28 protein-coding genes and 2 pseudogenes are annotated in these 26,209 nt (G+C 72.6%); 13 read left to right on the forward strand and 17 right to left on the reverse strand.

The annotated features are described in order from the left end of the window. Window positions 1-57: 57 nt before the first annotated feature. On the reverse strand, window positions 58-1,272 hold the full coding sequence (locus tag ACFYNS_RS24060) for a multiprotein-bridging factor 1 family protein (protein ID WP_388605007.1): 1,215 nt from the start codon (window positions 1,270-1,272) through the stop codon (window positions 58-60). Window positions 1,273-1,608: 336 nt separating this feature from the next. Here ACFYNS_RS24060 and ACFYNS_RS24065 point away from each other — a divergent pair, with 336 nt between their 5' ends. Genes ACFYNS_RS24065 through ACFYNS_RS24075 form a run of 3 tightly spaced genes read left to right on the forward strand, consistent with a single transcriptional unit; the run spans window position 1,609 to window position 2,774 of the window. Then, window positions 1,609-2,043 carry an SRPBCC domain-containing protein gene (locus tag ACFYNS_RS24065; RefSeq protein ID WP_360302216.1) on the forward strand — a complete coding sequence of 145 codons (435 nt, stop codon included), beginning with the start codon at window positions 1,609-1,611 and terminating at the stop codon, window positions 2,041-2,043. After that, complete coding sequence (locus ACFYNS_RS24070) at window positions 2,030-2,404, forward strand: metalloregulator ArsR/SmtB family transcription factor (RefSeq protein WP_360302219.1); 375 nt, start codon at window positions 2,030-2,032, stop codon at window positions 2,402-2,404. Before ACFYNS_RS24065 ends, ACFYNS_RS24070 begins: the two co-directional genes overlap by 14 nt. Next, window positions 2,391-2,774, forward strand: coding sequence for a hypothetical protein (locus ACFYNS_RS24075; protein WP_360302222.1), 384 nt, complete (start codon window positions 2,391-2,393; stop codon window positions 2,772-2,774). Before ACFYNS_RS24070 ends, ACFYNS_RS24075 begins: the two co-directional genes overlap by 14 nt. Window positions 2,775-3,276: 502 nt before the next feature. On the opposite strand, the gene ACFYNS_RS24080 is transcribed toward ACFYNS_RS24075, so the two are convergent. The 3 genes from ACFYNS_RS24080 to ACFYNS_RS24090 form a co-directional block, all read right to left on the reverse strand. Further along, window positions 3,277-4,149, reverse strand: a complete 873-nt coding sequence (locus tag ACFYNS_RS24080; protein WP_177214260.1) for a 3-hydroxybutyryl-CoA dehydrogenase — start codon at window positions 4,147-4,149, stop codon at window positions 3,277-3,279. A 269-nt stretch (window positions 4,150-4,418) separates the two neighbouring features. Beyond that, window positions 4,419-4,625 carry a DUF1918 domain-containing protein gene (locus ACFYNS_RS24085; RefSeq protein ID WP_019360079.1) on the reverse strand — a complete coding sequence of 69 codons (207 nt, stop codon included), beginning with the start codon at window positions 4,623-4,625 and terminating at the stop codon, window positions 4,419-4,421. A 25-nt stretch (window positions 4,626-4,650) separates the two neighbouring features. Continuing rightward, entirely contained in the window at window positions 4,651-5,649 is a 999-nt protein-coding gene (locus tag ACFYNS_RS24090) for a DMT family transporter (protein ID WP_388605010.1), read from the reverse strand. Here ACFYNS_RS24090 and ACFYNS_RS24095 point away from each other — a divergent pair. Further along, complete coding sequence (locus ACFYNS_RS24095) at window positions 5,648-7,108, forward strand: PLP-dependent aminotransferase family protein (RefSeq protein ID WP_388605011.1); 1,461 nt, start codon at window positions 5,648-5,650, stop codon at window positions 7,106-7,108. The two genes, ACFYNS_RS24090 and ACFYNS_RS24095, sit on opposite strands and share 2 nt — an antisense overlap. 127 nt (window positions 7,109-7,235) lie before the next feature. Here the strand turns inward: ACFYNS_RS24095 and ACFYNS_RS24100 are convergent. The 4 genes and pseudogenes from ACFYNS_RS24100 to ACFYNS_RS24115 form a co-directional block, all read right to left on the reverse strand. Further along, window positions 7,236-7,484: pseudogene (locus tag ACFYNS_RS24100) on the reverse strand (SGNH/GDSL hydrolase family protein); the annotation flags it as partial. Window positions 7,485-7,562: 78 nt separating this feature from the next. Further along, a complete protein-coding gene (locus ACFYNS_RS24105) occupies window positions 7,563-8,030 on the reverse strand; it encodes a cupin domain-containing protein (RefSeq protein ID WP_388605012.1) in 468 nt (155 codons plus the stop codon). An 83-nt stretch (window positions 8,031-8,113) separates the two neighbouring features. After that, entirely contained in the window at window positions 8,114-8,944 is an 831-nt protein-coding gene (locus tag ACFYNS_RS24110) for a helix-turn-helix domain-containing protein (protein WP_388605014.1), read from the reverse strand. A gap of 196 nt (window positions 8,945-9,140) precedes the next feature. Beyond that, window positions 9,141-10,415: an APC family permease gene (locus ACFYNS_RS24115; RefSeq protein ID WP_360299663.1), complete on the reverse strand. Its 1,275-nt coding sequence runs from the start codon at window positions 10,413-10,415 to the stop codon at window positions 9,141-9,143. A 283-nt stretch (window positions 10,416-10,698) separates the two neighbouring features. Between ACFYNS_RS24115 and ACFYNS_RS24120 the strand changes: the two genes are divergently transcribed. Continuing rightward, on the forward strand, window positions 10,699-11,265 hold the full coding sequence (locus ACFYNS_RS24120) for a histidine phosphatase family protein (RefSeq protein WP_388605016.1): 567 nt from the start codon (window positions 10,699-10,701) through the stop codon (window positions 11,263-11,265). A gap of 93 nt (window positions 11,266-11,358) precedes the next feature. Here the strand turns inward: ACFYNS_RS24120 and ACFYNS_RS24125 are convergent, their stop codons facing one another. The 3 genes from ACFYNS_RS24125 to ACFYNS_RS24135 form a co-directional block, all read right to left on the reverse strand. After that, entirely contained in the window at window positions 11,359-12,342 is a 984-nt protein-coding gene (locus tag ACFYNS_RS24125; RefSeq protein ID WP_360299657.1) for an aldo/keto reductase, read from the reverse strand. Window positions 12,343-12,491: 149 nt separating this feature from the next. Continuing rightward, entirely contained in the window at window positions 12,492-13,199 is a 708-nt protein-coding gene (locus ACFYNS_RS24130; RefSeq protein WP_360299654.1) for a class I SAM-dependent methyltransferase, read from the reverse strand. 105 nt (window positions 13,200-13,304) lie between these two features. Then, window positions 13,305-14,423 carry an NAD(P)/FAD-dependent oxidoreductase gene (locus tag ACFYNS_RS24135; protein ID WP_360299651.1) on the reverse strand — a complete coding sequence of 373 codons (1,119 nt, stop codon included), beginning with the start codon at window positions 14,421-14,423 and terminating at the stop codon, window positions 13,305-13,307. 53 nt (window positions 14,424-14,476) lie between these two features. Here ACFYNS_RS24135 and ACFYNS_RS24140 point away from each other — a divergent pair, with 53 nt between their 5' ends. Together ACFYNS_RS24140 and ACFYNS_RS24145 are read left to right on the forward strand one after the other, a co-directional pair. Then, complete coding sequence (locus ACFYNS_RS24140) at window positions 14,477-15,169, forward strand: TetR/AcrR family transcriptional regulator (protein ID WP_360299648.1); 693 nt, start codon at window positions 14,477-14,479, stop codon at window positions 15,167-15,169. Between the two features lie 181 nt (window positions 15,170-15,350). Continuing rightward, complete coding sequence (locus ACFYNS_RS24145; protein ID WP_360299645.1) at window positions 15,351-16,091, forward strand: alpha/beta hydrolase; 741 nt, start codon at window positions 15,351-15,353, stop codon at window positions 16,089-16,091. 155 nt (window positions 16,092-16,246) lie between these two features. Here ACFYNS_RS24145 and ACFYNS_RS24150 read toward each other — a convergent pair whose 3' ends face one another. Together ACFYNS_RS24150 and ACFYNS_RS24155 are read right to left on the reverse strand one after the other, a co-directional pair. After that, window positions 16,247-16,687: a MarR family transcriptional regulator gene (locus tag ACFYNS_RS24150; protein WP_360299642.1), complete on the reverse strand. Its 441-nt coding sequence runs from the start codon at window positions 16,685-16,687 to the stop codon at window positions 16,247-16,249. After that, the gene (locus ACFYNS_RS24155) at window positions 16,684-17,196 is read right to left on the reverse strand and encodes a MarR family winged helix-turn-helix transcriptional regulator (RefSeq protein WP_388605019.1); all 513 of its coding nucleotides are present in this window, start codon (window positions 17,194-17,196) and stop codon (window positions 16,684-16,686) included. The genes ACFYNS_RS24150 and ACFYNS_RS24155 overlap by 4 nt, the downstream gene beginning before the upstream one ends. Before the next feature lie 196 nt (window positions 17,197-17,392). Between ACFYNS_RS24155 and argC the strand changes: the two genes are divergently transcribed. From argC to ACFYNS_RS24180, 5 genes are read left to right on the forward strand one after another with little or no spacing between them, the layout of a single operon-like run. Next, entirely contained in the window at window positions 17,393-18,421 is a 1,029-nt protein-coding gene (gene argC / locus ACFYNS_RS24160) for an N-acetyl-gamma-glutamyl-phosphate reductase (protein ID WP_388605021.1), read from the forward strand. Then, window positions 18,418-19,590 (forward strand): bifunctional glutamate N-acetyltransferase/amino-acid acetyltransferase ArgJ, encoded by a 1,173-nt coding sequence (gene argJ / locus ACFYNS_RS24165; RefSeq protein WP_360299633.1) that lies wholly within the window; start codon window positions 18,418-18,420, stop codon window positions 19,588-19,590. The genes argC and argJ overlap by 4 nt, the downstream gene beginning before the upstream one ends. Further along, window positions 19,587-20,558 carry an acetylglutamate kinase gene (gene argB / locus ACFYNS_RS24170; RefSeq protein WP_388605022.1) on the forward strand — a complete coding sequence of 324 codons (972 nt, stop codon included), beginning with the start codon at window positions 19,587-19,589 and terminating at the stop codon, window positions 20,556-20,558. Before argJ ends, argB begins: the two co-directional genes overlap by 4 nt. Further along, window positions 20,555-21,763, forward strand: coding sequence for an acetylornithine transaminase (locus tag ACFYNS_RS24175; RefSeq protein ID WP_388605023.1), 1,209 nt, complete (start codon window positions 20,555-20,557; stop codon window positions 21,761-21,763). The genes argB and ACFYNS_RS24175 overlap by 4 nt, the downstream gene beginning before the upstream one ends. 34 nt (window positions 21,764-21,797) lie before the next feature. Next, window positions 21,798-22,325 (forward strand): arginine repressor, encoded by a 528-nt coding sequence (locus ACFYNS_RS24180; protein ID WP_019360065.1) that lies wholly within the window; start codon window positions 21,798-21,800, stop codon window positions 22,323-22,325. A 216-nt stretch (window positions 22,326-22,541) separates the two neighbouring features. Here ACFYNS_RS24180 and ACFYNS_RS24185 read toward each other — a convergent pair. Both ACFYNS_RS24185 and ACFYNS_RS24190 read right to left on the reverse strand, forming a co-directional pair. Then, window positions 22,542-23,522: pseudogene (locus tag ACFYNS_RS24185) on the reverse strand (bile acid:sodium symporter family protein); the annotation flags it as partial. A 141-nt stretch (window positions 23,523-23,663) separates the two neighbouring features. Continuing rightward, window positions 23,664-24,548, reverse strand: a complete 885-nt coding sequence (locus tag ACFYNS_RS24190) for a hypothetical protein (protein WP_360298332.1) — start codon at window positions 24,546-24,548, stop codon at window positions 23,664-23,666. A 73-nt stretch (window positions 24,549-24,621) separates the two neighbouring features. Between ACFYNS_RS24190 and ACFYNS_RS24195 the strand changes: the two genes are divergently transcribed. Beyond that, window positions 24,622-25,002 (forward strand): DUF488 domain-containing protein, encoded by a 381-nt coding sequence (locus ACFYNS_RS24195; RefSeq protein ID WP_388605024.1) that lies wholly within the window; start codon window positions 24,622-24,624, stop codon window positions 25,000-25,002. A 146-nt stretch (window positions 25,003-25,148) separates the two neighbouring features. Here the strand turns inward: ACFYNS_RS24195 and ACFYNS_RS24200 are convergent, their stop codons facing one another. Beyond that, entirely contained in the window at window positions 25,149-25,454 is a 306-nt protein-coding gene (locus ACFYNS_RS24200; RefSeq protein ID WP_388605037.1) for a 4a-hydroxytetrahydrobiopterin dehydratase, read from the reverse strand. Between the two features lie 10 nt (window positions 25,455-25,464). Further along, a complete protein-coding gene (locus tag ACFYNS_RS24205) occupies window positions 25,465-25,848 on the reverse strand; it encodes a hypothetical protein (RefSeq protein WP_388605026.1) in 384 nt (127 codons plus the stop codon). Window positions 25,849-26,209: the final 361 nt, after the last annotated feature.

Raw genomic sequence — 26,209 nt, forward strand, 5'->3', positions numbered from 1 at the left:
CGTGCGGGGGGCTACAGGTAGGGTCTGTACCCCCCTCCCGACAGGTACGGAGTGTACCTACGCGGACACCCTCAGTTTGGCGCGGAGATACCTCACGTCGTCCCGCACCAGTCCGCGATCGGGCGTCTCCCTCAGGGTCGAGTGAGCGAACAGGTTGTACCGCACGGTTTCCGGTGAGGTCTCGAACGCACGCTTCAGCAGGTGCACCACCGCCACGGTCTCGCCCTGCAGAGCGTAGGCCCGAGCCGACTCGATCTGATGGAACGCGCGTCGTGTAGCCGACGGCGTCCCTTCGATCTCCACGGCGTGAGCCGCCTCCACCGCGGCGCCGGGCCGGACCAAGTCGTTCTGCATGGTGATCGCGTAGGCGTCCACCATGCCCCGGCCGAAGATGAGGTACGGGTGCGAGTAGTCAGGCCCCAGCCGCCGGGCCGCCTCGTCGGCACGGTCCCAGAACCGGTCGGCATCACCGCGGCGGCCGACCTTCGCATACGACAGGGCCGCAGCCAGGTGCAGGAGTCCCCAGCGGGCCAACTCGTCCCGTGACGCCTCCGGGCGCAGGAGGTCGGCGGCCTTCATCGCGAGGTCGACGCGGGCTTCGTGCCGCTCTCCCGCGTCCCGGAAGACGTGGTTCATGTACCAGGCAGCGGCAGCCATCGCCCTGGGGCTGTCCGCGTCCTGGGCCGCCGCCATCGACCTGTCTCCGGTGAGCATCACCAGCTCGGGCGCGGGCTGGAACGAGAGGAAGAGCTGGGCGAGGTGGTACGTCTCCGCGAGTGCGGCCAGGGCACGGCGCCGGTCGACTCCGTCGAGAGCTCGTGCGGAGTGCTGGGCGTCGGCGAGCAGGTCGGGCAGGACCACGGCGATGCGCGTGCGGTGTTCGCCAGGTGCGTGCCACAGGTGCCAGGCGTGAGAGACCCTGCGCGCCAGCTCGTCGGCGCTCTCGGGTTCCTCGTCATGACCGGAGAGGCGATAGGAGGTGAGGGCCGCGCGGACGCCCGGAAGAGCTTCGTGTGCCGTCTTCGCATGGGCTGCGGCTGTCACGCGGTCGTCGCCGGTCAGTTCGGCGAGATCGGTGACGCCGAGTACGTCTGCCAAGTGCAGGAGCAGGGGAAGCCGGGGGCATTTGAGGCGGCCGGTCTCGATGGCCTTGACCCATTCGGTGCTGCGGCCGACGAGTCCGCCGACGACTGCTCTGGTCTGTCCGTTGCGGATGCGCGCTCGGCGGACCCTCTGGCCGAACGTCTCGCTGCTGTCAGTCTGCTCGGGCATACGGGACTCCTCGTTCTGACCTGGACACTCAGAACGGTACGCCGCGCGGGGCCCGGGTGGCGATCCTTCGCCACGGTCTCCCGTGTGCGCAGGGGCTGTTGGGGTCCGGGTGCGCCTCGGGCCCGGACCTTTTTGAGGGGAGAAGAAGCCCCCGGACAGCGGGTGCCGACACGCGGACAGGGGAAGTGCCGGTCGCGTCGTGAGCTGATGAGCCACGGCGGACGGTTGGCAGGTCGTGCGACGATCGCGCGTTCCGGGCCGGGCTTGCGGAATGCTCATCGCAACTATTAGGTTGCCATCATTATGGCAACTCAAAGGTTGCGAAGGGGTAGGGGTGTGGTTCCGGACAGGATCGAACGCGAGACGGTGCTGCGGCATCCCGCCGAGCGGGTGTGGGCCGCGCTGACCACCGCCGAAGGGCTGTCGCAATGGTTCGGCTCGGTAGCTGAGATCGATCTACGGCCCGGCGGTCGAGCGTATTTCCGCTGGGATGGCCTCGACGAAGAATCCGTCGCCACGATCACGATCGTCGATCCACCACACCGTTTGGCGTTCAGGTGGCCGATCGAGGGCTGGCCGGGGGACGACGCGCCCCTGACGCTGGTGACCTTCACCCTGGAGCCCGTAGCGGACGGGACTCGGCTGCGTCTGGTGGAGAGCGGGTTCGCCCAGGCCGCCGACCACGTTGCGCGGTCCGCCCACCAGGCCAACAGCCAGGGATGGACCGCAGAACTGGGCGACCTGGAGACCTACCTCGATGCGGCGGCCTGATGCACAGGAACAGGCCGTCGCGGTGTTCGCGGCGCTCACCGATCCGACCCGGCGGGCGCTGCTGGACGAACTCGCCCGCGTCGGACCCGCGACCGTCACCGATCTGGCCCGGCGGCTGCCGATCAGCCGACAGGCAGTGGCCAAGCACCTCGACCAGCTCGCCGAAGCGGGCCTGATCAGCTCCGCTGAACCGGCCGGCCGGCGCCACCCCTACCGGTTGGAACCAGCGCCCATCCGCGCGGCCCAGATATGGCTGGCCAAGCTCGCCAACAGATGGGATGACCGGCTGACCGCGCTGGAACGCGCACTGGGCGCCACCGCCACCCCGACCAAGGAGCCACCTGACAATGAACCAGCCTGAGTTCACCGCCGGTCTGAACATCGCCATGAAGATCCCCAAGGCGCAGTACGAGGCCACCGTGGTCTTCTACCGCGACACCCTGGGCTTCGACGTCAAAGAAGAGGACGTTTCCTACGCCCCGACCGTCTCAAGAACTCATTCGGTGCGGTTCGGCCCCAACACGCTGTGGCTGGACTGCGTCGACAACTACAGCCAGCCCGACCTGTGGTTGCAGCTCCACACCGATGACCTGGACGCGGCCACCGCCACACTGGCCGGCACCGGCATCCGCCCGTGCGACGAGGTCGAACCACTGCACGACCTCGAATCCAGAACCCACTGGATCAAGAACCCGGCCGGCGTCGTTCACCTGCTCGCAGAATCCGGCTGAGCTGCCCAGCCCATTGCGTGTCCTTCAGGATCGGCACATTCACTCTCCGCCAACCAGCACTTTCACGACCGACCACCAGCGCTTGGGGCTGCTGCATGGTCTGGTGACATCTGTTCCGGCTTGCCTTCGGGGCAGCCGGGAAGGATGTGGCCGTGCCGGTTCCCTACCTCCAGGCGTTCCGTGCCGATGTCGTGCGCATGGTCCGCAACCGGGAGAACCGGCTCTGGGCCGCCTGGCGAGCTGCCCAGCGCAGCAGCCGAGGCGCGCAGCGGCACGCGGCGCCCAGGGGTGGCGACGCGCCCGCAGGGACGCCACCAGGTAGCCGATCAGGAGATCGCCTTGCTGGTGGCGCGACGCGACTTCAGCACGGCGTTCCAGGAGTCCACGAACTGCCGCACTAATGAATGACCTTCGAAGGCCGCTACCGGTACGTCCGGTAGCGGCCTTCACTGTTCCAGGACCGCGACTGGTGCTCGACGGTCGGACAGCATGTCTCCGCAGCTCAGGAGTAGGCGTAGAAGCCCGCGCCGGCCTTCCGGCCCAGGCGGCCCGCGTCGACCATGCGCTGGAGGAGCGGGGGAGCGGCGTACAGCGGTTCCTTGAACTCGGCGTACATCGAGTCGGCGACCGAGGCGACGGTGTCCAGGCCGATCAGGTCGGTGAGCTTGAGCGGGCCCATCGGGTGGGCGCAGCCCATCTCCATGCCGTTGTCGATGTCCTCGCGGCTGGCGATCCCCGACTCGAACATCCGGATGGCGGAGAGAAGGTAGGGGATCAGGAGCGCGTTGACGACGAAGCCGGAGCGGTCCTGTGCCCGGATGGTGTGCTTGCCCAGTACCTGGCCGACCACGGACTCGGCCCGCTTGACGGTCTCCTCGCCGGTGGTCAGGGCGGGAATCAGCTCGACGAGCTGCTGCACCGGCGCCGGGTTGAAGAAGTGGATGCCGATGACCTGGTCGGGCCGCGAGGTGGCCACGGCGAGCTTCACCAGCGGGATCGAGGAGGTGTTGGAGGCCAGGATGGCGTCGCTGCGGGTCACCACCTGGTCCAGCACCTGGAAGATCTCCGTCTTGACCTGCTCGTTCTCGATCACGGCCTCGATGACCAGGTCGCGGTCGGCGAAGTCGCCCAGGTCGGTGGTGAAGGAGAGCCGCTCCAGCGTCTCGTCGCACTCCTGCCGACTGATCTTGCCGCGGTCGGCGGCCTTGCCGAGCGAGTTGACCAGCCGGGTGCGCCCGAGCTCCAGGGCCTCACCGGTGGTCTCCGCGACCATCACCTCGAGGCCGGACCGCGCACACACCTCCGCGATACCCGCACCCATCTGCCCACAGCCCACCACTCCGACGCGTGCTACGTCGGCTACAGACTCCGTCACCTCGTGCCTTTCGCTGAACTTCACGGTCCGCAGCGAACCCGTCCCGAGTGTTGTGAGGGCCGCCGGGACACGTTGCTCCGCCGCCCGACGTTACCTGTGCCGGCACAGGTGGGGTGGGGCGGGTGCGAAAGGTCACCTATGTGCGGAGTGGGGTGCTCCTGCCGCGGGCGGGTGCCGAGGCCGGGGCCCCGGCCCGCCGGACGCGGGCAGCCGCATCCGGCGCGGGGGCCGGAGCGGTGGCCGTCCCGCGGAGGATCGTTCCGCCGGGATCAGCGCTGCTGACCGTGCGGTTCCCGGTGGCCCTGCACGACCGAGTCCGGGCCGGGGGAGACCACGGCTTCGTGGCCGTCGTCGAAACGCACCCGGTACGGAGGTTCACCCTTGGTGCCCAGGACCTCCAGGATCTCCGCCGTACGGTCGTGCTGCCCCACGGTCCTTCCGTGCATCAGCAGTTGGTCGCCCGTGTTCGCTCGCATGGACTTGCCCTCCTGTCACCAATGGTCAGGCGCGGCTGCGCTGTACGACCACGATGCACACCAGCACGGCGAGCGCCGCCGCGGGTGCGGCGGGGGACAGGCGCTCACCGAGTAGCAGCACCGCCCATACCAGCGTAAGCAGCGGCTGGGCGAGTTGCACCTGGCTGGTCCGGGCCACCCCGGCGAGGCCCATCGCGCGGTACCACAGGAGCATGCCGACGAACTGGGAGGCGACCGCGCCCCACACCAGTCCCGGCACGGAATGCGAGGTCAGCGCCACCGGCTCGTGGGCCAGCGCGAAGGCGGAGCCGACCGCGGCCACCGGCAGGCAGGCGACCAGGGCCCAGCCGATCACCTCCAGCGCGGGCAGCTCCCGGGCCAGCCTGCCGCCCTCGGCGTAGCCCGCGGCGCAGACCAGCAGTGCCCCGCACAGGAACAGGTCGCCGACGGCGAGGGCGCCGCCGCTCTGCTGCACCGCGAAGGCCACCACCACGGCGGCGCCGGCCAGTGCGGCCACCCAGAACAGCGGAGCGGGACGTGATCCGGTCCGTACGGTCGAGTAGAGCGCGGTCGTGAGGGGCAGCAGGCCCACGATCACGGCGGCGTGCGAGGTGGTCGAGGTCTCCAGGGCGAGTGTGGTCAGCAGCGGGAATCCGATCACGACACCGGAGGCGGCGACCGCGAGCCCGCCCCAGTGCCGCCGGTGCGGGACCGGTACCCGCCGCACCGCGAGCACTCCCGCGGCGACCACTCCCGCGAGCAGGGCGCGCAGCGCGGCGGCCGTCCACGGGCCGAACCCGTCCAGCGCCCAGCGCGTCGCGGGAAAGGTGAGGGAGAAGAACACGACGCCCAGCACGGCGAAGACCGCGCCGGTGCCGGTCGCCGGGGTGCCGGTCCCGGCCGGGACCGGTTGCTCCGGCGCGGGAGCCAGGACGGCGGAGTGCGGGGCCGCTGTCGGCGCCGTCAGGTCCGGGGCCGGGTCCGCTATCCGTGCGCATCGGATAGCGCTATCGTTGTCTCTCATGGTCGAGCGTAGCAGCGTTGCCGAACTGGCCGCTTCCCTTCGAGGGGAGCTGGACCGCTACTCTCCGGGTGAAAAGCTCCCGTCCAGCCGGTCGCTGGTCGAGCGGTTCCGGGCCGGGCCGGTGACCGTCTCGCGGGCACTCGGGGTGCTCGTGGCCGAGGGGCTGGTGGTCACCCGCCCCGGCGTCGGCGCCTTCCGCGCCCCTTCCCGGCGCCCGGACAGCGCGCTGCTCCAGCGGGGCGACACCTCTTGGCAGGAGGTGGCACTGAGCGCGGACGCCTCCGGTGACCAGGTGCCCCGCAGCGTCGACGCGAACGGCGTCACCGCGACGCTGGACGTGCCCCCGCCCGGAGTGCTCGAACTCAACGGCGGCTATCTGCCGCCCGGCCTGCAGCCCACACAGGCGCTCGCCGCCGCGCTCGCCCGCGCCGGACGCCGCCCGGGGGCCTGGCTGCGGCCGCCCCTGGATGGACTCGAAGAGCTGCGCGGCTGGTTCGCGCGGGAGATCGGCGGGCCCGGCGGCACGGTGGCCGCCGCGGACGTACTGATCACCGCGGGCGGCCAGTCCGCGCTCACCACCGCGCTGCGCGCCCTCGCGCCCCCGGGCGCCGCCGTGCTCGTGGAATCCCCCACCTACCCGGGCATGCTCGCCGCTGCCCGCGCCTCGGGGCTGCGTCCCGTACCGGTCCCGATGGACTCCCAGGGGGTACGCCCCGACCTGCTGGCGGACGCGTTCCGGGCCAGCGGCGCGCGGGTGTTCGTCTGCCAGCCGCTGTTCCAGAACCCGACCGGCGCCGTCCTCGCCCCCGGCCGCCGCCGCGAGGTGCTGCGCGCGGTACGCGAGGCGGGCGCCTTCCTCGTCGAGGACGACTTCGCCCGGCACCTCGCCCACGAGGACGCCGGGCCGCTGCCGCCCGCGCTGCGCGCCGAGGACCCCGACGGCGTCGTCGTGCACATCTGCTCACTGACCAAGGCCACCTCGCCGAGCCTGCGGGTGGGCGCGCTGGCCGCCCGCGGGCCGGTGCTGGAGCGGCTGCGCGCCATCCAGGTCGTCGACACCTTCTTCGTGCCGCGGCCCCTCCAGGAGGCCGCGCTCGAACTCGTCGGCGCCCCCGCCTGGCCCCGCCATCTGCGCACCGTCGCCGCCGAGTTGCGCACCCGCCGCGAACTCACCCTCGCCGCGCTCGCCGACCAGGTGCCCGTGCTGGGCCTGGCGCACGCCCCGCGCGGCGGCTACCACCTGTGGCTGCGGCTGCCCGACGGGACCGACGAGGGCGTGCTGACCGCCGCCGCGCTCCGCGCCGGCGTCGCCGTCGCGCCCGGCAGCCCCTACTTCGCCGCCGAGTCCCCGGCCCCGCACATCCGGCTCACCTTCGCCCCCGCGGCGGCCGAGGGCGACATCGTGGAGGGCGTACGCCGCCTGGGTGCGGCCTGTGCCGAGGTGCTCACGCGGGGCTGACCGCGGGCCGCGCGGTGGGCGGAGACCGAGCGGGTGTGCGTTCGAGAGGGTCCGGTCGTCGTTGCCTGCCCGGTAGGGGTGGGAACCGAGTGTCCAGGAAAGGGGCCGCCGCCGGAACCGGCTCCGTGCTCCGGGTCGGGAGCCAGGTGTCGATGACCTCGGCGACGAGGGCGGCGCCGCGGCTGTTCTGATGGATGTGGCCGGTCGTGAGCACGAGACCCCGGCGCCGCGAGATCGTGTCGAGGCTGCGGCGCAGCAAGGCGCGCCGGGCGAGGACGCTGACGCTCGCTGCGGGCCTCGGGTCCCGGTAGGGGATCGGCGGCGGGTCCGCCCGGCGCGGTTCCTCGGTCTGGCGTTCATGGAGCGGGAGGTCGGCGTCGTGCGAGAAGGTCCAGGTAGTCGACGCTGAGTTGCGCACGGGTGAGGCTGTCGCCGAGGCACGCGACACGCGTCGTCATGGTGTTGGCGGGCCGGACGTGCCGGCGTTCTCGGACGGGAGGGTTTCGGTCCGGGGGCGGTGGTCGGTGCCGAGGCCAGGGGTGATGGTCAGGATGGACGCCGGTCCCGCCATGTCGACCGCGTGCCATGTCCCGGCCGGGTTGACGGTGGCCTCGCCTGGCCCGAGCACCACCCGGTCGGGCACTCCGTCCCGATCGCGGGTGACCGTCACCGACCCGCTGAGGCAGACGACCAGTTCGTCGCCGGCGGGGTGGCGCTCCCAATGGTCGTCGAGGCCGTCGCCGTCGAAGAGCGTCACCATCCGGCCCTCGGCGCCGTCCGCCGCGACCGCGGCGCTGTAGGCACGGAGCACCTCCGGGTCCCAGGCGAAGCCCTCGACGGGTTTCGCTCTCGACCCCAGTCCGAGGTGCACGGGGGTGGTTCGCAGGTCGATGGCGTCGGGTTCGTGATCGATGAGTCTCATGCCGACGATCGTCACAGGAGAGCAAGAGGGTGGTCTTGAAGGAAAGGGAACGGAAGCCGACGCGACGGGCGGCCGGTCGGCGACTACCCGGTCCCGAGCAGGACTTCGCCGCGACGCCATGCTGTCGGCGACCGGCCCGTGAACTCGCTCCAGTCCCGGACGAGATGGGCCTGGTCGGCGTAGCCGGAGACGGTCGCCACATCGGCCCACGGAAGCGGGTCGTGCAGGGTGGCCAGTTCGTGCGCGTGCTCGAAGCGCAGAACCCGGGCGAAGGTCTTCGGCGACAGGCCCACCTCACCGCGAAACCGCTCGGTGAGGTACCGGCGGCTCCAGCCCAGTTCTGCGGCGACCCCTCCGACCTGGACGCGGCCCCGCGCGGCCAAGAGGCGGCGCCAGGCCTCGGCCACCTCGGGGCGCACCCGGGAAACGGGGTCGCCGCCGCGGCCGACGGCTCGCAGCAGCAACTCGTCCAGCGCGGCGAACCGCGCGGCCCATGCCCTCGCCGCGCGCAACCGGTCGACCAGCTCGACGCCGAGATCTCCGAGAAGCTCGTCGAGTGGGACCAGTCGGTGGGCGAGACCAGCGGCGGGCATGCCGTAGACGGCCCGGGCCCCGAGCGGTGTCAGTGACACCAGCACGCCTTCCTGGCGTCCGTCGTGGTGGATCGCGACGGACCGGCGCATCAGACCGCCGGCCACGCTGTCGAATCGGGTGACCGGTGACCCGTCGTCGACGCCCGCCGCCACCTCCAAAGGGCCGGACAGACTGATCACCGCAGTGAGCACGCGGCCCGGCGGACCGCAGTGCACCCCCGCCGGGAACCCACGAAGATCGAAACCGACATAGGAGCCGACGTACCGCCGCAGGGCGGGCGCCGGACGTGCCGAGGCCCTGGTGGCCGTATGGTCTTCCACCCTCGCAGTGTACGAACCGGCGTTCGACTGGTGGAGCCGCATGTGGAGGTGGCGCGTATCCGCTGGATCGGGCCGGATTCGTAGGTGCGGACCACGAGCCGGGCGCGGTCGCGGAGGTGAACGTGGCCATGGCCGGTTGAAGTGGGTGCCGGCGGTCAACGGGCTGAGGATCAGGATCCCGTCTGCCGTCACCGGGTTATGGCGTGCGCCCGGCCACCGCACGCCGGACTCCGTAGGCGGTGGCACCGGCGGCCGACACCGCAGTCCCGGCGATCACCGAGGACAACGGCAGGGCGAACGCCAGGAGCAGGCAGCCGGCGAACCCGGTCATGGGGATGATCCGAGCCGGGCGCCCCTCGGCGGCGGTGAGGGTCCAGGCGGAGGCGTTGGCGACGGCGTAGTAGACGAGAACGCCGAAGGAGGAGAAGCCGATCGCCGCACGCACGTCCCCCGTCGCCGCGACGACGGCCACGACGGCGCCGACGGCGAGCTCGGCGCGGTGCGGCACGTCGAACTTCGGGTGGACCGCCGCCAGGGCGTGCGGCAGGTGTCGGTCTCGGGCCATGGCCAGCGTGGTGCGGGAGACACCGAGGAGCAGTGCGAGCAGCGCCCCGAGCGCGGCCATGGCGGCACCGACGCGCACGACCGGTACGAGCGCCTCCGCGCCTGCCGTCCTGGCCGCGTCCGACAGCGGCGCTGCGGCCTCCGCCAGCCCCTGCGGACCCAGCACCGTCAGGACTGCGGCGGCAACGAGGGCGTAGACGACCAGGGTGATGCCCAGCGCGATCGGGATGGCCCGGGGGATGGTGCGGGCGGGGTCGCGGACCTCCTCGCCCAGGGTCGCGATCCGCGCGTAGCCCGCGAACGCGAAGAACAGCAGGCCCGCCGCCTGGAGCACCCCGCCGAAGGTCGCGTCGTCCCCGAGGTCGAGCCGGGCCGCGTCCGAGGCCGAAGAGGTGACCGCGGCGATCGCCGCCGCGGCGAGCACCGCCAGGACCACGGCCACGACGATCCGGTTCAGCAGGGCGGACTTCTGCACACCGGTGTAGTTCACCGCGGTCAGCGCCACCACCGCCGCGACCGCGACCACGTGGGCGCGGCCCGGCCACACGTACGAGCCCGCGGTGAGCGCCATCGCCGCGCAGGAGGCGGTCTTGCCGACCACGAACCCCCAGCCCGCCAGGTGGCCCCAGAAGTCGCCGAGACGCATCCGGCCGTAGACGTACGTTCCGCCCGACGCCGGATACCGGGCCGCGAGCCGCGCCGAGGACGTGGCGTTGCAGTAGGCGACCACCGCGGCGAGCGCCAGGCCGATCAGCAGCCCGGAGCCGGCCGACCGCGCGGCGGGGGCGAGTGCCGCAAAGATCCCCGCACCGATCATCGACCCCAGACCGATCACCACGGCGTCCGGCACCCCGAGCCGACGGTTCAGCTCGTCCGGCGTCCCTTCGGGGGGCGACGGCTTGCTCATGGCCACTCCCTCGATCGGCACGGCCGCAGACGGGACCGAACTCCGATATCGGGAGACGATACGTGAGTCCCGACCCGGCCGTCGACCGGCATCCCGTGCCATGGAGGCATGTTGGGTGTTCGCCGGCATGAGTCGGTTCCGAGTTCGGCCGTGGGCCCGGCCGCCACGGCGCCGCCCGCTTCGCGTGCTCTGCCCGCGTGGCCGCGTCCGAACGCGGAGTGCGCACACAACTGCCGGACGTCCGCCTCTCGAACACCGGGCCGTCCGGTTCTACGCTCGGCGCATGCACGTGCGAATGACGTTACTCGCCGCGGGCCGCAGCTCCTCCGTGGCGAACGTGCGCTTCGACGACGAGCGTTCCCTGGACGCCGCCGGCTGGGAGGAGGTCGTCCGCCGGGCCCCCGGGCTCTCCCACCTCGCCGCCGCCGAGCTGCGCTACTGCTCGCCCTCGGCGCGCTGCCGGGAGACCGGCGCCGTGCTCGGCCTCGCCCCGCTCGCCCAACCGGCGCTGCTCGAATGCGACATGGGCCGCTGGCGCGGTGCCACCCTCGCCGAGGTGGCGGCCCGCGAGCCGGAGGCCGTGCACCGCTGGTACGCCGACCCGTGCTCCGCCCCGCACGGCGGGGAGTCCCTGCTGTCCTTCATCCGCCGGATCGGCGGCTGGCTCGACACCCGACCGGTGGGCGACGGCGACCAGGCGGTGGCCGTCACCGAACCGTCCGTCCTGCGCGCGGCGCTCTGCTACGTGCTCAAGGCCCCGCCGCACGCCTACTGGCAGGTCGAGGCGCCTCCGCTCGCCACCCTCGCCCTCGCGGGCGGCGCCGGTGCCTGGCACCTCGACCTGCTGTGATCCGCGGCGCCCCGGGGCCCGTCCGCAGCCGTGGCCCCCTCCCGGCGCCGGCCCCGTCCGCCGGACTGTGAGCGACCACCGGCCGGCGGCCGCTCAGCCGTTGACGAAGGCCAGGCCGCCGTCGTCGTAGCGGGCGCCGGCGATCCGGTCCCGCGGTGCCGCCGCCTCGATGTCGGCCAACTCCTGTTCGGTCAGCGAGATCGAGAGCGCCGCCACGTTCTCCTCCAGGTACTTCTGCCGCCGGGTGCCGGGAATCGGCACCACCGTCTCGCCGCGGTGCTGCACCCACGCCAGGGCGAGCTGTCCCGCCGTGACGCCGCGCCGCTCGGCCAGTCCGTTCAGCCGCTCGACGATCGCCAGGTTGCGGTCGAAGTTCTCCCCGGCGAAGCGCGGCATGCCGCGCCTGCTGTCCGACTCCTCCATGGCGTCGACCGAGGTGTAGCGGCCGGTCAGGAAGCCCCGGCCGAGCGGCGAGAAGGGCACCACCCCGATGCCCAGTTCGCGGCAGACCTGGGCCGTGCCGTCCTCCAGGTCGCGGGTCCACAGCGACCATTCGCTCTGCAGGGCGCTGATCGGATGCACCGCGTGGGCGCGCCGGACCGTCTCCGCGCTCGCCTCGGACAGCCCCAGGTGGCGCACCTTGCCCTCGGCAACCAGCTCCGCCATCGCCCCGACCGTCTCCTCGATGGGCACCTCGGGGTCCACGCGGTGCTGGTAGTACAGGTCGATGTGGTCGGTGCCCAGCCGCCGCAGCGACGCCTCGCACGCCTGGCGCACATAGGCCGCGTCGCCCCGGATGCGGATGGGGTCGTCCAGCTTGTTGGCGAAGCCGAACTTGGTCGCCAGCACCACCTCGTCGCGGCGGCCCGCGACGGCGCGGCCGACAAGTTCCTCGTTGGCGCCCTCACCGTAGTAGTCGGAGGTGTCCAGCAGGTTCACGCCCAGGTCGAGTGCCCGGTGGAGGGTGGCCACGGAGGTGGCCTCGTCGGATTTGCCGTAGGCGTGGCTCATCCCCATGCAGCCGAGTCCCTGCGCGGAGACGGCCAGCTCGCCGAGGTGGCGGGTGGGAAGGGTCATGTCGGTACCTCCTGAAGGGGAATGAGAAACGCGGTGAACGGATGCCGGGCCAGGTGCTCCGTGCGATCCGCCAGGGACGCTAGGCGCTGGAGCGTGCTCCAAGGCAAACCCCGCCGCGCCCGTCGTCCGGCTTACCGTCCGCGTGGTGCTCAGCCGTCTTCCCGCGCCCACACCAGCGCGGCCGAGACGGGGTGGTGGCGGAACTTCGCCCACTTCGGCTTGCGGGCCAGCCACTGCTCGTCGACGATGCCCTCGCGCATCTCCACGAGCCGCCACCCGGCGCCCAGCCCCGCCGCCACGTGGTCGCTGAGCAGATGGACGTGGGTCTCGATGGCGATGTCCTCGCCGGAGGCGTCGGTGAAGTGGGTGGGCATGCCGGAGGCCATGATGAAGTGCGGGTGGAAGGCGACGACCACGCAGTGCGCGCCCGGGGCCGCCAGCCGCCGGGCCTCCTGGTAGTACGGCCGCAGATCGGGCAGGTGCTCGTCGATGAGCGAGGAGATCACCAGGTCGTAGGCGCCCGACTCCAGCCCGGTGGCGCGCACATCGCCTTCCTGGAGCCGGTCGTGCGCACCCCTGGCACGGGCCCGCTCCAGCATCTGCGGGGTGAGGTCGACCCCGTCGAGCGTGCCGGTGACGCCCCGCTGCCGCAGCCACGCGCCGGTCCGCCCGGTGCCGCAGCCCAGATCGGCGGTGCGCCGCACCCCGCTCCAGTTGGGCACCGTCAGTTCGGCCAGCAGCGCGAGGTCCATCACGTCCTCGACGGTGTCCTCGTACGTGCTGACCCACCGGCCGTAGCCGGTGGCCACATCCACGGTCCGGTAGCCGCGGGTGTCGAAGTCGGAGAAGGAAGGCATGCGGGGCAGTATCACGGCGGGGTGGCCCGCGGTGCGAGACATTTTCCAGGGCCGGGGCCGGGGCGGGCCGGCCGTCGGCGCGGGCGGTGGGCCCGCCCGCGCCGGTCAGGACGGCTGGACTTCGTCGAAGAGGGCGACGGCCTGGGCGGGGTCCGGACTCACGAGGCGTTCCAGACCGGCCGCGGTCAGCTCCGCCCATCTGCCGGCCCGGTCCCACATGCGTTCCTCGTGGGCGCGGACGGCCTCGTCCGGATCCCCGGAGCCGGCGGCGAGGGACTCGGCGAGTTCGGCGCCCTCCAGCATCGCGAGGTTCGCGCCCGCCCCCAGCGGGGGCATCAGATGGGCGGCGTCGCCCAGCAGCGTCACCCCGGGGACGTGCGTCCAGGTGTGGGAGACCGGCAGGACGTACAGGGGGCGGTGGGTGAAAACGGTGCCGTGGTGGAGGAGGTCGAGGACGGGAGCGGCCCAGCCGTCGAACAGGGCCAGCAGACGCGCCCGTACCGCCGCTCCGTCGGCGAGGTCCAGGTCCGTGTGCCAGTCCAGCGGTGCGCGGAACTGGGCGTACACCTTGACGTGGCCGCCGCTGTTGCGCTGCGCGACCAGAGCCCGGTTCGCGCCGTACACGGCCACGGAGCCGTCGCCGACCAGCCGGGCGAGGTCGGGGTGGCAGGTGTCGACGTCGTCCAGGGAGGTCTCGACGAAGGTGACACCGGTGTAGTGCGGAGTCACCGGCGAGACCGCCGCGCGGGTCCGGGACCAGGCGCCGTCCGCGCCGATCACGAGGTCGAACGTCTCCTCCCGCCCGTCCTCGAAGCGGACGAGTACACCGTCCCGGGCCCCGGGTACCACCTGCCTCACGCCCTGCCCCCACCGGACGTCGAGCGGGCCGAGCAGCAGGTCGCGGAGCTGCCCCCGGTCGATCTCGGGATTGGCCCGCTCCTCGGGGCGGGGCTGCCAGTCGCGCAGCACTGTCCCGTCGGGGGCCAGGATGCGCATGGCCTGCCCCTCGGGACGGGACACTTGCTGGAACTCCGCGAGGAGTCCCGCCTTCTCCAGCGCGCGTTGGCCCAGACCTTCGTGCAGGTCCAGCGTGCCGCCCGGGGGACGCGCGTCGGGGCCGGGGTCGCGTTCGAGGACGGTGACCGGGTGGCCGCGGCCGTGCAGGACGCGGGCGAAGGTCAGACCGGCAGGGCCGCCTCCGACCACTGCAATGCGGTGTCTCATGTCGATACACTGTATTGCCAGGATACGGCGTATCGCAACAGTAGGGTGTCCCCATGACTGTGTGGGACCGGCCGGAACCGCCGACTCGCCCCGTGCCGCTCGACCGGGAGCGGATCGTCGCCGCCGCCGTCGCGCTGGCCGACGAGGGCGGGCTGGAAGCGGTGTCGTTGCGCAAGGTCGCCGCCCGGCTGGACGCCGGTCCGATGCGGCTGTACCGCTACATCTCCACCAAGGAGGAGCTGTTCGACCTCATGGTGGACGAGGTGCAGGGCGAGATCCTCCCCGACGAGCAGCCCGGCGACTGGCGCGAGGCGCTGCGCGTCCTCGCCCACCGCACCAGACAGGCAGCGCTCCGCCACGAATGGCTCGCCGACCTGCTCGGCGGTCGTCCGACTCTCGGTCCGAACGGCCTCGCCGTGACCGAGGCCAGGCTGTCGGCGCTCGATGGCCTCGCCGGCCTCGACACCGTCATGCGGGCCGTGGAGACCGTCGGCGACTACACCACCGGCGCGATCAGGCGTGAGGTCGCGAACCTGCGGGCCGAGCGCGCCACGGGCCTGTCCGACCGCGACTGGCAGCGCGCCCACGGACCGCACGTGACGAAGATGCTGGCCACCGGCCGCTTCCCGGCACTCGCCAAGGCCGTGCACGACGGCACGGAGGTGGACGCCGGGACCTCCTTCGCGAACGGCCTGGAATGGGTCCTCGACGCCGTGGCCGCCAAGCTCCCGCAGCCGCCGGCGTGACGCGGGCCCGGAAAACCGTTGGCGGCCCCGCCGCGGCCGCTGCTATGTTTCCGGCGGCCGTGCGAGGAGCGAGGAGGTGGTACCCGTGAACGTTTCGACATGGGTGCTCCCCTCCGGGGTCACGGTCGGGCGATAGGTCGTCCGGGAGCGCCGATCACGCGCACTCCCGAAAGGCACGACCATGCGTTTCACTTCCGAACAGCCCCTCGGTGACGGCGTCCTCGAACGCGAATTCACCCTCGACGGGATCCCCGGCATCCTGTGGACACCCGCCACCGCCGTCGCCTCCGCACCGGTCCCGCTGATCCTGCTGGGCCACCCCACGCTCGGACTGCGCAGGATGTACCCGCGGTTGGCGGCGCGGGCCCGGCACGCCGCGGCGGACGGGTTCGCCACGGCCACCGTCGAACTCCCCGGCAGCGGCGACCGGCCCCGCCTGCCCGCCCTCGAACAGGCCCGCGCCGACCTGCGCCGTGCCAAGGAGACCGGCCGGCCGGTCGACGAGGAGATCATCGACGCCCTCGTCCTCCCGCTCGTCGAAGAGGCCGTCCCGGAATGGCGGGCCGCCCTGGACGCCCTGCTGGCGCTGCCCGGGATCGGCGGCCCGGTCGGGTACTCGGGGGGAGTGATCTCCATCGGCATCCGCCTCGCGGTCGTGGAGCCGCGCATCGCGGCCGCCGGCCTCTTCGCCGGGAGCCTCGTGCCCCGCGTCATGTTCGAGGAGGCCCGGCGGGTCACCGTTCCGCTGCACGTCCTGTTGCAGTGGGACGACGAGGGCAACGACCGGCAGGCCGCCCTGGACCTGTTCGACGCCTTCGGCTCCCAGGAGAAGTCCCTGCACGCCAACATGGGCGGCCACACCGGCGTCCCGCAGTTCGCCGGAGAGGCCGCGGCCCGGTTCTTCACCCGCCACCTGAAGTGAGGCAGTGGCGGCGGGTCATCCGGCGGCATGAGCAGCCGGGCGCTGCGCGGTCCCGGCGCGGCCGACGGGGAGTGCTCCGCCGACGCTGCCCGTGACGGAGTGCTTCAGCCGGCACGCGCCGGCTGAAGCACTCCGGGTCACCCGCGAAGCGGCGGTCAGGCCGTCAGCTCCGTGTACTGCGCGTTGGCGCGCTCGGTGACCAGGGTGAGGACGCGGCCGGCGGCCGCCAGGTCCTCTTCCGGTATGCCGCCCCAGATGCGGGCGGAAATGGGGGCGGTCTCCGCTCCGACGGCGGCGAGCAGTTCTCGGCCTCTGTCCGTGGGGCGAAGGTGCGGGTCGTCCGCGAGGACCAGCTGCCCGGCCCGCAGTTCGTCGAGGGTGGCGTGGATCTCGACCGGGTCGGCCTTGAGGGAGCCCCGGACCCGGGTGACGACCTCCTCCCGTGTCTGTGGGGCCTCGGCGGTGACGAGGGCCCGCAGGGTCACCTGCTGCAGGAACGTGACTCCGTGCCGGGCCAGGACATGTTCCAGGACGCCGCGGGCGGCGTAGTGGGCCAGGCCGAGCATGCGGGCGTCGGCCGGTGTTGTGGTGGTCATGGTGCTCTCCTCTGTGTGATGCCGTCGCCGGGTGCGGTGGCGTCGTGCGGCGCGCCTGGCGTGAGGGGTACGTCGAGCAGGGTCTTCAGCTCCTCGGTGAAGGCTTCCGTCCGCGGGCCGTCGAGGCCGCCGAGCGGCTCCAGCAGCTGGTGGAGCAGTTGCTGCACCACCGTGATGGCCTCCCGCGTGACGGCTCGGCCCCGCTCGGTGAGGGAGAGCTGTACCGCGCGCGGGTCGCGGGGGTCGCGGGTGCGCTCGATCAGCCCGGCCGACTCCAGGGCCCGGGCCAGTTTCGAGACGTACAGCGCCTCCAGGCCGGTGTGGTCGGCGAGCCGGCGCTGACTGGGCCGCTCGCCGTCGCGCTGCATGCCGTACAGCGACGCGACCAGGCTGTACTGCGCGTGGGTGAGGCCCAGCGGAGCCACCGCGCGATCGACCGCGACCCGCCACTTGTTGGCGAGCCGCCATACCAGGAAACCGGGCGTGGGCCCCGGTGCGCCGTTGCTCATGGCTCATAAAGTACATGGCTACTATGTACATGGCTACTTTTTTTGCCGGTGCGAGCGAGGGCCTGTGGGCGGGCGGGGCGGGACGCTCCGCGAGTCGCCGCCTTCGCTCGTGCGTCGGCCTCGGGCGGTTGATCACACGATTCATTGCATAAAACTGCTGCCCCGCGTATAGTCATGCCTTCGAGGAGGAGGTCTCATGGCAGTTCGCACGGCAGTGGCGGGAGCGAGCGGGTACGCGGGGGGTGAGGTGCTGCGCCTGCTCGCCGGGCATCCGCAGGTCGAGGTCGGGGCGCTGACCGGCAACAGCAACGCCGGGCAGCGGTTCGGCACCCTCCAGCCGCACCTGGTCCCGTACGCGGACCGGGTGCTGGAGGAGACCACCGCGGAGGTGCTGCGCGGTCACGACGTGGTCTTCCTCGCCCTCCCGCACGGGCAGTCGGCGGCCGTCGCCGAGCAACTCGGCGACGAGACGCTGATCGTCGACTGCGGCGCGGACTTCCGGCTGGCCGACGCCGCCGCCTGGGAGCGCTTCTACGGCACCCCGCACGCCGGCACCTGGCCCTACGGCCTGCCGGAACTCCCCGGCGCCCGTGCGGCGCTGCGCGGCACCCGGCGGATCGCCGTCCCCGGCTGCTACCCCACCGCCGTCTCCCTCGCGCTCGCGCCCGCCTACACGGGCGGCCTCGCCGAACCGGAGGCCGTGGTCGTCGCGGCGACCGGCACCTCCGGCGCCGGCAAGGCCCTCAAGCCGCACCTGCTCGGCAGCGAGGTCATGGGCTCGATGAGTCCGTACGGCGTCGGCGGTACGCACCGGCACACCCCCGAGATGGTCCAGAACCTCTCGGCGGCCGCCGGACGCCGGGTCACCGTCTCCTTCACCCCGACGCTCGCGCCGATGCCGCGCGGCATCCTCGCCACCTGCTCCGCCAAGGCCGCCCCCGGCACCACCGCGGAGCAGGTGCGGGCCGCCTACGAGAAGGCGTACCAGGACGAGCCGTTCGTCACCCTGCTCCCGGAGGTGCAGTGGCCCGCCACCGCCTCCGTGCAGGGCTCCAACGCGGTGCACCTCCAGGTCACCCTGGATCCGGAGGCAGACCGGATCGTCGTCGTCAGCGCGGTCGACAACCTCACCAAGGGCACCGCGGGCGGTGCCGTGCAGAGCATGAACATCGCCCTCGGCCTGGACGAGGGACTGGGACTTTCCACGATCGGAGTCGCACCATGAGCGTCACAGCGGCCGGCGGATTCACGGCTGCGGGCATCGCCGCGGGCATCAAGCAGAGCGGGGCCCCCGACCTCGCACTCGTCGTCAACACCGGACCGTGCCAGGCCGCGGCCGGAGTCTTCACCGCCAACCGCGTCAAAGCGGCGCCGGTGCTCTGGTCCGAGCAGGTGCTCAAGGGCGGCCGGGTCTCCGCCGTCATCCTCAACTCCGGCGGCGCCAACGCCTGCACGGGCGCACCCGGCTTCCAGGACACCCACGCCACCGCGGAGAAGACCGCCGCGGCGCTGACCTCCGCCACCGGCACCGAGCACAGCGCCGCCGAGATCGCCGTCGCCTCCACCGGGCTGATCGGGGAGCGGCTGCCGATGGACGCGCTGCTGCCCGGAGTCGAGGCCGCCACCGCCGCGCTCTCCGCGCACGGCGGCGAGAAGGCCGCCCTCGCCATCAAGACGACCGACACCGTGCACAAGACCGCGGTCGTCTCCGACCCCGCGGGCTGGACGGTGGGCGGGATGGCCAAGGGCGCGGGCATGCTCGCGCCGGGCCTGGCCACCATGCTCGTCGTGCTGACCACCGACGCCGACCTGCCGGCCGAGGAGCTGGACGCCGCGCTGCGCGCCGCCACCCGCACCACCTTCGACCGGATCGACTCCGACGGCGCCATGTCCACCAATGACACGGTGCTGCTGCTCGCCTCCGGCGCGAGCGGGGTGCGGCCGGAGGCGGCCGGGTTCGCCGAGGCGGTCCGCGCGGTCTGCGCCGACCTGGGGCAGCAGCTCATCCGCGACGCCGAGGGCGCCTCCAAGGACATCCGGATCGAGGTGGTCGGCGCGGCCGACGAGGACGAGGCCGTCACGGTGGGCCGCACCATCGCGCGCAACAACCTCCTCAAGTGCGCCGTGCACGGCGAGGACCCCAACTGGGGCCGGGTGCTGGCCGCCATCGGCACCACCGACGCGGCCTTCGACCCCGACGCGCTGGACGTGTCCATCAACGGGGTGCAGGTCTGCCGCGGCGGCTCCGTCGGCGAGGACCGGAACAAGGTCGACATGCGCTTCCGCGAGGTCCGCATCACCGCCGACCTGCACGCCGGAGCCGCGTCCGCCGTCATCTGGACCAACGACCTGACGGCCGACTACGTCCACGAGAACAGCGCGTACTCATCATGAGCACCCGGAAGCCGAGCACCCGCAAGCACACCGCGCTGCCCAAGGCGCAGACCCTCGTCGAGGCGCTGCCCTGGCTGACCCGGCACCACGGAAAGACCGTCGTCATCAAGTTCGGCGGGAACGCGATGGTGGACGAGGAACTGAAGGCCGCCTTCGCCCAGGACGTCGTCTTCCTGCGGCACGCCGGGCTGCGCCCCGTGGTCGTGCACGGCGGCGGCCCGCAGATCAGCAGGCAGCTCGACCGGCTCGGGCTGGAGTCGGAGTTCCGCGCCGGGCTGCGGGTGACCACGCCCGAGACCATGGACGTCGTACGGATGGTGCTGGCGGGCCAGGTCCAGCGCGAGCTGGTCAACCTGCTCAACCAGCACGGCCCGCTGGCCGTCGGGATGACCGGTGAGGACGCCCACATCATGGCGGCGACCAAGCATCTGGCCGAGGTCGACGGCGAGCCCGTCGACCTCGGCCGGGTGGGCCGCATCAGCTCCGTGGAGACGGGGGCGATCGAGGCACTGCTGGCGGACGGCCGGATCCCGGTGATCTCCTCCATCGCCCGCAGCGCGGACGACGACCACGTCTACAACGTCAACGCCGACACCGCCGCCGCCGCGCTCGCCGCGGCGCTGGGTGCCGAGACGCTGATGGTCCTCACCGACGTGGAGGGCCTGTACGCGGACTGGCCGAACAGCGACGACGTGATCAGCGAGTTGACCGCCGCGGAGCTGGAGAAGCTGCTGCCCGACCTGGCGAGCGGGATGGTGCCCAAGATGGAGGGCTGCCTGCACGCCGTACGCAACGGAGTGCACACCGCCCGGGTGCTGGACGGCCGGGTGCCGCACTCCATCCTGCTGGAGATCTTCACCGACGAGGGCATCGGCACGATGGTCGTGCCCGACGCCGTTCCCGCGCCGCGGCACACCCCGCCCGGCGCGCCGCTGACCGTGGACGACGACGCGGAGGGCCCCGCATGACCATCGCGCACGACAACTCCGCCCTCACCGGCCGGTGGCAGGGCGCCCTGATGAACAACTACGGCACCCCACGCATCCCCCTCACCCACGGCGAGGGCAGCAGGCTGTGGGACGCCGAGGGCAGGCAGTACCTCGACTTCGTCGGCGGCATCGCCGTCAACGTGCTCGGCACCGCGCACCCGGCGGTCGTGCGGGCCGTCTCCGACCAGGTCGCCACGCTCGGCCACGTCTCCAACCTCTTCATCGCCGAGCCGCCGGTGCTGCTCGCCGAGAAGCTGCTGGAGGTCGCGGGCCGGCCGGGACGGGTCTACTTCGCCAACTCCGGAGCCGAGGCCGTCGAAGCCGCCTTCAAGATCGGACGGCGCACGGGCCGCACCGGCATGGTCGCCACCCACGGCGGTTTCCACGGCCGCACCATGGGGGCCCTCGCGCTGACCGGCCAGCCCGGCAAGCAGGACCCCTTCCGTCCGCTGCCCGGCGACGTCACCCACGTGCCCTACGGCGACGCGGAGGCGCTGCGCGCGGCGGTCACCGAGGACACGGCCTTCGTGATCATCGAGCCCGTGCAGGGCGAGAACGGTGTCGTCGTCCCGCCCGAGGGCTATCTGACCGCGGCCCGCGAGATCACCGCCGCCACCGGCACGCTGCTGGTGCTGGACGAGATCCAGACCGGCATCGGCCGGACGGGGCACTGGCTGGCCTGCCAGGCCGAGGGCGTCGAGCCGGACGTGGTCACACTCGCCAAGGGGCTGGGCGGCGGGCTGCCGCTCGGCGCCGTACTGGCCTTCGGGGCCGCGGCCGAGCTGCTGGAGCCCGGCCAGCACGGCTCCACCTTCGGCGGCAACCCCATCGCCTGCGCCGCCGGGCTCGCGGTACTGGAGACCATCGCGGCCGAGGGACTGCTCGACCACGTCAAGCGGGCCGGCGCGCGACTGCGCGAGGGCGTCGCCGGGCTGGACCATCCCATGGTCGCGCAGGTCCGCGGTGCGGGGCTGCTGCTGGGTATCGTGCTCACCGAGCCGGTCGCGCCGCGCGCGCAGCAGGCGGCGCAGGACGCGGGCTTCCTGGTGAACGCGGTCGCTCCGGACGTCCTCCGGCTCGCTCCGCCGCTGATCGTCGGCGAGGAGGAGGTGGACGCGCTCGTCAGCGCGCTGCCCGCCGTCCTCGACGCGGCAGCGTCCGGCGCCGCGGCCGGCAGAGGATGATCCGAAGCAGATGAACCAGAGGGGTACGCGCACGATGACCGAGGAGCAGCACGGGGGACAGGCCGTCCCGCAGACCCGGACGGCCCGGCACCGCCGCATCGTCGACATTCTCAGCAGGCAGCCGGTCCGCTCGCAGAGCCAGCTCGCCAAGCTCCTGGCCGACGACGGGCTCACGGTCACCCAGGCCACCCTCTCCCGGGACCTCGACGAGCTGGGCGCCGTCAAGATCCGCAACACCGGGGGCGAACTCATCTACGCGGTCCCCGCCGAGGGCGGGGACCCCACCCCGCGGGCTCCGCTGGGCGAGTCGGCCACCGAGGCCCGGATGGCCCGGCTGGCCGGCGAACTCCTCATCTCCGCCGAGGCGTCCGCCAACCTCGTCGTCCTGCGCACCCCGCCCGGCGCCGCGCAGTTCCTCGCCTCGGCCATCGACCAGGCCGGGGTGCACGAGATCATCGGCACCATCGCCGGTGACGACACCCTGCTGCTGATCAGCCGGGACGCCGAGGGCGGCCAGGCGCTGGCCGACCATCTGCTGGCGCTGGCGCAGAAGGAGCGCTGAGCGCCGGCTGTCGAGAGGCCGGGTTCCGGGGCGGAGCGCTCAGCCGGCGGTGTGCGGCCCGGCGGCCGGCTCCGGGCCGTCGGCTCCGCCCGCTGCCGCCGGTCCGGAATCCGCCGCTCCGGAGTCCGCGGGGACGACGTCTGCCGGGTCGGCCGGGTCCGCCGCTCCGGAGACCGCCGGGTGGCCCGCGCCGGTGCTCGCTCGCGCCGCGGCGCTCCGGTCGCGGTGCACGAACCAGGCCGCGGCCAGCGCGCCCGAGACGTTGTGCCACACGGAGAAGACGGCGGCGGGCAGCGCCGCGAGCGGACTGAAGTGCGCCGCGGCCAGCGAGGCGGCCAGTCCCGAGTTCTGCATGCCGACCTCGAAGGCCAGCGCCCGCCCGGCCGGTTCACCGAGCCGGGACAGCCGCCCCACGGCGTAACCGAGCGCCAGGCCCAGCCCGTTGTGCAGCACCACCGCCAGGAACACCAGCGCCGCGGCCGACTTGATGGTGCCCGCGCTGCCCGCCACCACGATGGTGACGATGACCGCGATGGTCGCCGTCGACAGCCAGGGCAGCGCGGGCAGCGCCCGTTCGACGGCGCGCCCGGCGAGCAGCCGGACCAGCAGACCGCCGAGGACCGGCAGCAGCACGGTCTTGACGATGTCGCCGACCATCGAGCCGGTGTCCACGGGCAGGAACTCGCCCGCGAGGAACAGCGTGAGCGGCGGGGTCAGCAGCGGCGCGACGAACGTGGAGACCGAGGTGACCGAGACCGAGAGCGCCACGTCGCCGCGCGCCAGGTAGGTCACGACGTTCGACGCCGTCCCGCCCGGCGAGCAGCCGACCAGGATCAGCCCGGCGGCGAGCTGCGGGGAGAGGCCCAGGCCCTGCGCGACCAGCCAGCCCAGCCCCGGCATCACGAGGTACTGGGCCGCGAGTCCCAGCGCGACCGCCCAGGGGCGGCGTACGACGCTCCGGAAGTCCGGCACGGTCATCGTCAGCCCCATGCAGAACATCACGACCCCGAGCAGGTAGGGCACCGCCTCGGCGCCGCCCGTGAAGCTGCCGGGACTGAGCAGGCCGAGCGCGCCCGCGAGCAGGACCAGGAGCGGGAAGAGCGTCACCGCGCGGCGCGCTCCGCGCTGTTCGGCGGCCGGGCCGGGGGAGTCGTCGGAGTGGGGTGGGGTGTTCTGCTGTCCGGTTCGCACCCGCAGAGAGAACGCCCTGGTGGGGCCGGTTGGCAAGGCCTGTCTCGCGATGTGATCCGCGAGCGGTGGAGCATCCGGACGTCCTCCGGTCGCCGTTGGGAAGTCGGCCGGGGGAGCGGCGTCCGGGCTCCGCTCACCCGGTCCGGTTCACCGCGGCCCGGGCGCGCGGACGGTGAGGATGCCCAGCGTGGACTGTGCGGGCAGCAGTCCGGAGGCGACCACAGCCGAGAAGACGGGCAGGTTCAGTTCCGCCAGCCGTGCGCAACCCTCCTCGCCCAGCGTCCGGTACGGCGCGGCGGCGAGTTCGTCGGTCCTCCGCTCCACCTCGTCCCGCACCGCACGTCCCCCTTCGGTGGCGGCGCCGTCGGCGTCGAGCAGCCCCCGGTCGGCGAGCCGGGCACGGGCCGCCGCCCACGCCTGCTCGCTCCAGCCGCGGGAGGCGAAGCTCGCCACCGGCGCCGCGTCGATCGACGCGAAGGACACCAGTGCCTCGCAGCCGTCCAGCCCGGCGGCCTGCAGCGCCGCCAGGTGGCCGTCGCCGCGATGCTCCCGCAGGATGTTCGCGGCCTGCCACAGCACCAGATGCGGCTCGGCCGGCCACTCCAGCGCGGCGTTGGCGGCGGCCAGCGGGCGGCCGGCGAGGTCGGCCGCCTCGGCGGCGGTACGGGCCAGCTCGGCCGCCTCGGCGAGGCCCGGGTCGGCGAGGCCGTCGCCGAGCATGGTGCGCAGCGTCGCGTCCACGCCCCGGATCCGGGCCTCCAGCACGGCCTCGGGCGAGGCGGTCCGCCAGACGCCGGGAACGTGCTCGGCGACCGTGCGCGGGTCGAAGCTGTAGAAGAGTGCTGTCACCAGCGGGGCCGTGGCTGCCCCGAGCGGGGCCGCGCGGAGGGCGAAGTAGGAGGGCCAGCGCACCCCGGTGTCGTAGCCGAGGGCGCCGGTCTGCGCGGCGACCTCGGGGGAGAAGTAGACAGAGGCGTAGCCGGGTTCGAGCTGGTGCCACGTCTGCCGGGCGAGGGCCGCGAAGTCGGTCATGGCGGGAATCTAGAACAGCGATGTGAACGGCGTCAACATGCGGGGGTCGGGCGACCGGCCGCACCCTGGCCCCATGGCTGCCGAGAAGAAGCCGAGGATCCGGGTCCGCCGCGTCTACGAGACGCCCGAGCCTGCCGAGGACGGCACCCGCGTCCTCGTGGACCGCCTCTGGCCGCGGGGACTGCGCAAGGAGGAGGCCGCGCTGGACGCCTGGTGCAAGCAGGCCGCCCCCAGCGCCGAGCTGCGCAAGTGGTACGGGCACACCCCGGAGCGCTTCGCGGAGTTCGCCGAGCGCTACCGCGCCGAGCTGGCCACGGACGCGGGCGCCGAGGGCCTCGACGAGCTCCTCCGGGCGGCCTCCGATGCCCGGGTGCTCACCCTGCTGACGGCATCCAAGGACCTCTCGCTCGCCCACACCCGGGTACTGGAGGAAGTGCTGGGCGAGCGAGGCTGAGCGAGGGGCGCCGCCGAGGCGAAACGTGCCCGCGGGCAGCGCATCGGTACGGACGCGGCGGGGCCGCCTGGTCGCTCCTGCCCGCTCCGTTCCCAGGCGTCGCCACGGCTCGACTCGATGAGAGCCGCCTCGCCCAGCCCCAGGACTTACCGCGGCTGGGCGTCGTGAGCTGCCGCGATCCGATCGATCCGCGCGGCGAGATCGAAATCGGACGAGGTCAGCTTGTGACCGGCGTCATGCGTGGTGATGGCGAAACGCACATGGTCCCAGCGCAGATCGATGTCCGCGTGATGGCCGATCAGCCGTTCAACGTCAGCAACATGCACGATCATCGCGACGCCGCCGTGGTAGCGGATGCCGTAGCTACGGGTGATCTCATCGCCGGAACGCTGCCAGCCCGGTAGCTCGTCCAGGTGCTCAGTGATCTCCTGTTCGGACAGCACCTGCGGCATGTCGCCCACGTCATCCCCTCTCGTCCACGGGAGCCAGGGCTTCGGCGAGATCCTGGCCGGTGGGCGCATCCTGCCACGGCCGCATTGCACGCTGAAGGGTGTCCAACTCCCGGCGCATCCGCACCGAGCGCATGTCCACCGCGATCCGCGCCGCCTCCCTCGCCACCTCGACGGCCTGGTCCGGGTCCTGCGCCGCAGCGGCTGCTGTTGCCTGCCGGGCGAGGTGGACACCTCGGTCGAGTCGCGCCGTCGCCGGAACTTCGTCCAGCACCTGCCTCCACAAGGCCACCGCCTCCCGGCCGAGCCCGAGCCGGCCGTAGCAAGTGGCGCGCTGGACCTCCAGGTAGTTCGGTGTGCGGCGACAGGCGTTCCCCCAGGGCAAGTCGTCGTCCACGCGGAGAGCAGGCCGGAAGCCTGGTGCGGGGAAGGAATCTGTGAATAACGCCTGTTCAGATGTGCTCTTTTGCCTACCCTTAGTGATATAGAGGCACGGTGCCGGAAGGCCAGGGAAGGAGATCAGATGTCCTTCGAGCAGGAGTGGGAACAACACAAGTTGACTGCGGGACAGCCGACGAGCATGCAACTCGACGGTGCTGCAGGCCGGAACGCCGGGGGTAGCAGAGGCTCCGGCGGTGACGGTCCCGACCTCGTCGCCAATGTGCGACTCTGTCGGGGATCTTGAACTTCTCGGGACAGGGCTGTCGGTGGTTGGAACACTTCGGGTGGTCCGACGTTGTCCTGTCCTGCTGAGGTGA

The sequence above is a fragment of the Streptomyces sp. NPDC006925 genome, assembly GCF_042869575.1.
GTDB lineage: Bacteria > Actinomycetota > Actinomycetes > Streptomycetales > Streptomycetaceae > Streptomyces.

Excerpts from the sequence above, each read along its gene's own strand:
- ACFYNS_RS24060 (WP_388605007.1), bottom strand. The coding sequence starts at position 1,272 with ATGCCCGAGCAGACTGACAGCAGCGAGACGTTCGGCCAGAGGGTCCGC.
- ACFYNS_RS24070 (WP_360302219.1), top strand. The coding sequence starts at position 2,030 with ATGCGGCGGCCTGATGCACAGGAACAGGCCGTCGCGGTGTTCGCGGCG.
- ACFYNS_RS24075 (WP_360302222.1), top strand. The coding sequence starts at position 2,391 with ATGAACCAGCCTGAGTTCACCGCCGGTCTGAACATCGCCATGAAGATC.
- ACFYNS_RS24085 (WP_019360079.1), bottom strand. The coding sequence starts at position 4,625 with ATGCGAGCGAACACGGGCGACCAACTGCTGATGCACGGAAGGACCGTG.
- ACFYNS_RS24095 (WP_388605011.1), top strand. The coding sequence starts at position 5,648 with ATGGTCGAGCGTAGCAGCGTTGCCGAACTGGCCGCTTCCCTTCGAGGG.
- ACFYNS_RS24090 (WP_388605010.1), bottom strand. The coding sequence starts at position 5,649 with ATGAGAGACAACGATAGCGCTATCCGATGCGCACGGATAGCGGACCCG.
- ACFYNS_RS24105 (WP_388605012.1), bottom strand. The coding sequence starts at position 8,030 with ATGAGACTCATCGATCACGAACCCGACGCCATCGACCTGCGAACCACC.
- ACFYNS_RS24115 (WP_360299663.1), bottom strand. The coding sequence starts at position 10,415 with ATGAGCAAGCCGTCGCCCCCCGAAGGGACGCCGGACGAGCTGAACCGT.
- ACFYNS_RS24120 (WP_388605016.1), top strand. The coding sequence starts at position 10,699 with ATGCACGTGCGAATGACGTTACTCGCCGCGGGCCGCAGCTCCTCCGTG.
- ACFYNS_RS24125 (WP_360299657.1), bottom strand. The coding sequence starts at position 12,342 with ATGACCCTTCCCACCCGCCACCTCGGCGAGCTGGCCGTCTCCGCGCAG.
- ACFYNS_RS24130 (WP_360299654.1), bottom strand. The coding sequence starts at position 13,199 with ATGCCTTCCTTCTCCGACTTCGACACCCGCGGCTACCGGACCGTGGAT.
- ACFYNS_RS24135 (WP_360299651.1), bottom strand. The coding sequence starts at position 14,423 with ATGAGACACCGCATTGCAGTGGTCGGAGGCGGCCCTGCCGGTCTGACC.
- ACFYNS_RS24140 (WP_360299648.1), top strand. The coding sequence starts at position 14,477 with ATGACTGTGTGGGACCGGCCGGAACCGCCGACTCGCCCCGTGCCGCTC.
- ACFYNS_RS24145 (WP_360299645.1), top strand. The coding sequence starts at position 15,351 with ATGCGTTTCACTTCCGAACAGCCCCTCGGTGACGGCGTCCTCGAACGC.
- ACFYNS_RS24150 (WP_360299642.1), bottom strand. The coding sequence starts at position 16,687 with ATGACCACCACAACACCGGCCGACGCCCGCATGCTCGGCCTGGCCCAC.
- ACFYNS_RS24155 (WP_388605019.1), bottom strand. The coding sequence starts at position 17,196 with ATGAGCAACGGCGCACCGGGGCCCACGCCCGGTTTCCTGGTATGGCGG.
- argC (WP_388605021.1), top strand. The coding sequence starts at position 17,393 with ATGGCAGTTCGCACGGCAGTGGCGGGAGCGAGCGGGTACGCGGGGGGT.
- argJ (WP_360299633.1), top strand. The coding sequence starts at position 18,418 with ATGAGCGTCACAGCGGCCGGCGGATTCACGGCTGCGGGCATCGCCGCG.
- argB (WP_388605022.1), top strand. The coding sequence starts at position 19,587 with ATGAGCACCCGGAAGCCGAGCACCCGCAAGCACACCGCGCTGCCCAAG.
- ACFYNS_RS24175 (WP_388605023.1), top strand. The coding sequence starts at position 20,555 with ATGACCATCGCGCACGACAACTCCGCCCTCACCGGCCGGTGGCAGGGC.
- ACFYNS_RS24180 (WP_019360065.1), top strand. The coding sequence starts at position 21,798 with ATGACCGAGGAGCAGCACGGGGGACAGGCCGTCCCGCAGACCCGGACG.
- ACFYNS_RS24190 (WP_360298332.1), bottom strand. The coding sequence starts at position 24,548 with ATGACCGACTTCGCGGCCCTCGCCCGGCAGACGTGGCACCAGCTCGAA.
- ACFYNS_RS24195 (WP_388605024.1), top strand. The coding sequence starts at position 24,622 with ATGGCTGCCGAGAAGAAGCCGAGGATCCGGGTCCGCCGCGTCTACGAG.
- ACFYNS_RS24200 (WP_388605037.1), bottom strand. The coding sequence starts at position 25,454 with ATGCCGCAGGTGCTGTCCGAACAGGAGATCACTGAGCACCTGGACGAG.